This is a genomic window from Olavius algarvensis spirochete endosymbiont (assembly GCA_900608495.1).
GTDB lineage: Bacteria > Spirochaetota > Spirochaetia > DSM-2461 > DSM-2461 > UBA2779.
Genome location: UWYT01000229.1, coordinates 1 through 4201 on the forward strand (window position 1 = coordinate 1; position 4201 = coordinate 4201).

Sequence of the window (4201 nt, forward strand, 5' to 3'; positions counted from 1 at the left end):
CCAGCCTGATAGCATACGAGACATCAGCGGATGGATCAGCGGATGGGGCTGAAGGCCAGATATATTTTGGTGAGGTTGAGCTGCCCGTTCTCCCCCCTCCCCCTGCCTCTGATTCCACCCCCACCCCTGATATCGAGCTAAGCATCAATAGGGCAGAGCGTCCCGCTGTGCATTCCGCAAGCTCCCATGAAGTTGAGTTCCGATCGTGCCCTGTATTTCGGGGAGATGAGTCTTCAGGAGCAGGCGGAAGTTTACTGCGTATGTTTTGACGATCCTCGCTATTATAAAGCTCATCATCCAAAGACTGGATTTAATGGAATATACAATTATTTCAGAGTCCAGGAAGATGAAGAGGCCATCCCATATTTTCTCACATTGCTTTGCCGTAAAAGACCCGAAGTATGTTGTGGGGATGGACTTGGGTTTTTGGATGCTGGGATAGAGTCGAGTTATTGCACTGGAGGATTCTGGTTATCTGGGCACAGTCCCTCGAGCGTGTGGTGCTCTGTAGACAGCGGCGTAACTCAAGTAAGAGGCAGGGATGGGGGATGGCTGGTTCCTCCAAAAAGGCTGGAGCACAGCCAAAGAGCCGATTGAGAGAAGTTTCTCACAAGGGCCGGCGGCCAAATACCTGCCTTTTCCCGAAGGTGAAAGAATCATCCCTCCACCTGCTCGCTTCAGGCTTTTTGAGATGGTTTGAAGCTGGATAGATGCTGACTCAGTTTCTCCGGCGGATTCTGAAGCTTAACCCACGCCCCAACATTGTACGCTTAATACCACAGAGAGGAAACCAGAATTCAAAGCATTAATCCTGCTTGGCTGATCATGAGTTGGATTTGAGGCACAGCAGCCAAAAGTATTGGATGAGCTTGCAGTCAGATATACCGTCAATCGCTTCCAACTTCATGGCCTTTCAAGCTTCAAGGTGAATCTTCAATAGCGGCTTTTATGTCTGCGAGATCGGACTCGAAGGCCTTGATGATGGATTTTTTTCCCATGGCTCCAAATATGAAAGCAAGAATTCTGGCGCCCAGGGTTTGGGGAATGGATTGGAAGTCCTGGATGAGACGACAGCTGTTGTTCATTTGTTCGATACTGAGCTTAGTTATGTAGCGAGCACCGTGGCTTTCGGCGTTGACAGTATAGCTTTTGCCGGGCTCAACCGCAGTAATCCACATAATTTCCGTTGCGGGCTTGCCGAAGAGGGTTCTAGTTTCCTTCCACTTCAAGCCCACTAGGCCTTCCCTGGGCTGGTTGAGTATCTCAAGCTCCTCAATTCCTCGAATCATGCTCTGCCAGGAGTTGAAATTAGTGATGGACTCCCATATCCTCTTAGCGCTGGACTGGATTTCGATGTTGACCTGTACTTTCATATATCTACTTCCGGAGTTAGTATAACTTGGTAGTTAAGAAGCTGTCTAGTTGGCATTCGGTTGAATTTCGATTTCAGGAAATTGTATGAGTTAGCAGGCGACTGTTGAATGATGAATCCGACTGTTACGGGAGGGAACTATGAGATTAGTCAGAGTTTTAGATTGTGGGTAAGATGAGATGAGGTTAATTGTTGTTGCGGGGTGGATATGATTGTAGCTGTAGTTAGAGAGGAGTTGGATAACAGAAGTGCGCTGATTCCGGAGGCCGTAAAAAAGCTTATGAAAATTCAAGGCCTTGAGGTGCATGTTGAGACGAACTTATCGGCACACTGGACAGATGAGGAATATCAGGCGGCAGGAGCCAGGATAATCGAAAATCGCGAGGACTTATACGGTCGGGCAGATGTGATCCTTCGGATAAATCCGTCGGATACAAGGGAGATTGGATATGCTAAGAGGAATGCTTTGCATGTCAGTCTCCTGGACCCCTATAACAATCGGAAGCTGGTGGAGGCATATGCGAAGGCTGGTGTAGACGCCTTGAGTTTGGAGATGATTCCACGGACTACTTTGGCACAGAAGATGGATGTGCTAAGTTCGCAGGCATCGCTCGCCGGGTATGTTGCTGTGATAAAGGCAGCTGAACGGCTGGCTGGGATTTTTCCTATGATGATGACACCAGCCGGAACAATAGCACCTGCAAAGGTGTTTGTAATTGGGGCGGGTGTGGCTGGTTTACAGGCCATTGCCACGGCAAAGAGACTTGGCGCTCGAGTTGAGGCCTTCGACACAAGGCCTGTTGTAGAGGAGCAGGTGCAGTCGCTAGGCGCCAAATTCCTGAAGGTGGACTTGGGAGAGACAGGGCAAACCAAAGATGGCTATGCCAAGGCTCTTAGCTCAGAGCAAATTGCCAGGCAACATGAGGCGATGGCCAGGGCGATTGCTGGTTCGGATGTCACTATTACGACGGCTAAACTCTTTGGACGCAAGGCTCCGATTCTGATTACTTCCAAGATGTTGAAATCGCTTAGGCCGGGTTCGATTATTGTTGACCTTGCTGCCGGCTCGGGAGGCAATGTTGAGGGTGTCGAGGTGGATAAGGAGATTGTTGTGGATGGAGTGCGCATAATCGGCATTGATAACCTGCCTGGCGAGGTGGCGGTGCATGCGAGTCAGATGTTTGCCAGCAACATGGTGAATCTGCTCGGGCATCTTTACGACGTGGATAATGATATTTTGAAATTGGATGAGGGCGATGGTGCCGATGAAATAGCCCTTGGCTGTCTCATTGTCCGCGGTGGAGCCGTGGTTCATGAGGGCATCAAAGCTCACTATGAAGGAGAATAGATATGGGAATTATGCTGCTTCTCGTTTTGGTTTTAGCTACTTTTCTAGGTTTTGAACTTATTGCAAAGGTTCCAAGTCAATTGCATACGCCGTTGATGTCCGGCTCTAATGCGATAAGCGGGATTACGATTGTGGGAGCGCTTATCAGTTTGCTTGGCACCTGGAACACCGTGGATGATGTTCTTCGTACCGTACTTGGAACACTCGCTGTTATGTTCGCCACGATTAACGTGGTTGGCGGTTACCTTGTTACCGACAGGATGCTTGGTATGTTTACAGGGGGAAAGAAGTAGTCATGCTCGATTCACTGACAAACTTTTTGTACATTGTCGCGGCAATGCTGTTCGTCTTCGGACTTAAGATGCTTAGTCGGGCGAGTACTGCCCGAAGGGGTAATGGCATTTCCGCAATTGGTATGCTGTTGGCGATTGTGACTGCCTTAGTTTCAGATAATCTCATTCACTGGCCTTGGATATTAATCGGCTTGGCGCTTGGCTCAATCATTGGGGCACTTGCGGCGCGGCTTATAGCGATGACTTCAATGCCGGAAATGGTGGCACTTTTCAATGGTTTTGGGGGTATCGCAAGTCTGCTTGTGGGCTGGGTGGAGTTCCAGCGCCTCTACAGCGATGAGATGCTTATGAGTGCCCCATGGAACGATTTGTTGATTATTGGCGTAACAGTTTTGATAGGTGGGGTAACCTTTACAGGGTCCATTATTGCATGGGGGAAGTTGTCGGAGAAGATGAACTCGAAGCCGATTCTCTATAAAGGACAGCAGGTGGTGAATGCTGCGATAGTGGTTCTGGTGCTGGCAGCTGTTTTGTTGGTTTCCATTGGAAGACCGCTGATTGTTTCGGGTAAGCAGTTGGAATTTCTTAGCATTTATCCAGTTTTAATTGCTCTTGGAGTACTTAGCTTTGTTCTTGGTGTCAGTGTGGTGATTCCGATTGGTGGTGGCGATATGCCAGTCGTAATTTCATTACTCAATTCATACAGTGGTATGGCTGCCTGCGCGGCGGGTTTTGTTATCAGGAACAATGTTCTGATTGTGTCGGGGGCGCTTGTTGGATCGAGTGGCATCATACTTACGAATATCATGTGTAAGGCGATGAACAGATCGCTTGCGAATGTGTTATTCAGCGGGTTTGGATCGGGTGGAGGGGTGAAATCCGGAACTGACTTTGTTGGGGAAGCCAAGCCTATTTCGGTGGAGGATGCCTACCCAGTTTTAGAGGCGGCTCAAAATGTTCTTATTGTGCCAGGTTACGGTATGGCGGTTGCACAGGCGCAACACGCGGTGCAGGAGCTGTCTTCCATTCTACAGGATAACGGAGCTGAAGTTAACTTCGGAATACACCCTGTTGCCGGGCGCATGCCGGGACATATGAATGTGCTACTTGCCGAAGCGAATGTGCCCTACGACCAACTTCGCGAGATGGATGATGTGAATCCCACCATGGAGCTTGTGGATGTGGCGC

At 49.2% G+C, this 4201-nt stretch carries 5 protein-coding genes; 4 read left to right on the forward strand and 1 reads right to left on the reverse strand.

Annotated features, from left to right (window positions below):
• A partial coding sequence (locus S1OALGB6SA_RS10670; RefSeq protein WP_230204476.1) for a hypothetical protein occupies positions 1–269 on the forward strand: 269 nt, incomplete at its 5' end.
• 651 nt (positions 270–920) lie between these two features.
• On the opposite strand, the gene S1OALGB6SA_RS06630 is transcribed toward S1OALGB6SA_RS10670, so the two are convergent.
• Positions 921–1373 (reverse strand): SRPBCC family protein, encoded by a 453-nt coding sequence (locus tag S1OALGB6SA_RS06630; protein ID WP_124032942.1) that lies wholly within the window; start codon positions 1371–1373, stop codon positions 921–923.
• Positions 1374–1580: 207 nt separating this feature from the next.
• Between S1OALGB6SA_RS06630 and S1OALGB6SA_RS06635 the strand changes: the two genes are divergently transcribed.
• The 3 genes from S1OALGB6SA_RS06635 to S1OALGB6SA_RS06645 form a co-directional block, all read left to right on the forward strand.
• Positions 1581–2720 (forward strand): NAD(P) transhydrogenase subunit alpha, encoded by a 1140-nt coding sequence (locus S1OALGB6SA_RS06635; protein WP_124032943.1) that lies wholly within the window; start codon positions 1581–1583, stop codon positions 2718–2720.
• Positions 2721–2722: 2 nt separating this feature from the next.
• On the forward strand, positions 2723–3013 hold the full coding sequence (locus tag S1OALGB6SA_RS06640; protein ID WP_124032944.1) for an NAD(P) transhydrogenase subunit alpha part 2: 291 nt from the start codon (positions 2723–2725) through the stop codon (positions 3011–3013).
• Positions 3014–3015: 2 nt separating this feature from the next.
• Positions 3016–4201: NAD(P)(+) transhydrogenase (Re/Si-specific) subunit beta (locus S1OALGB6SA_RS06645; RefSeq protein ID WP_148084046.1), on the forward strand; the 1186-nt coding region annotated here is incomplete at its 3' end.

Coding starts and splice junctions, on each gene's coding strand:
- S1OALGB6SA_RS06630 (WP_124032942.1), bottom strand. CDS start 1,373: ATGAAAGTACAGGTCAACATCGAAATCCAGTCCAGCGCTAAGAGGATA.
- S1OALGB6SA_RS06635 (WP_124032943.1), top strand. CDS start 1,581: ATGATTGTAGCTGTAGTTAGAGAGGAGTTGGATAACAGAAGTGCGCTG.
- S1OALGB6SA_RS06640 (WP_124032944.1), top strand. CDS start 2,723: ATGGGAATTATGCTGCTTCTCGTTTTGGTTTTAGCTACTTTTCTAGGT.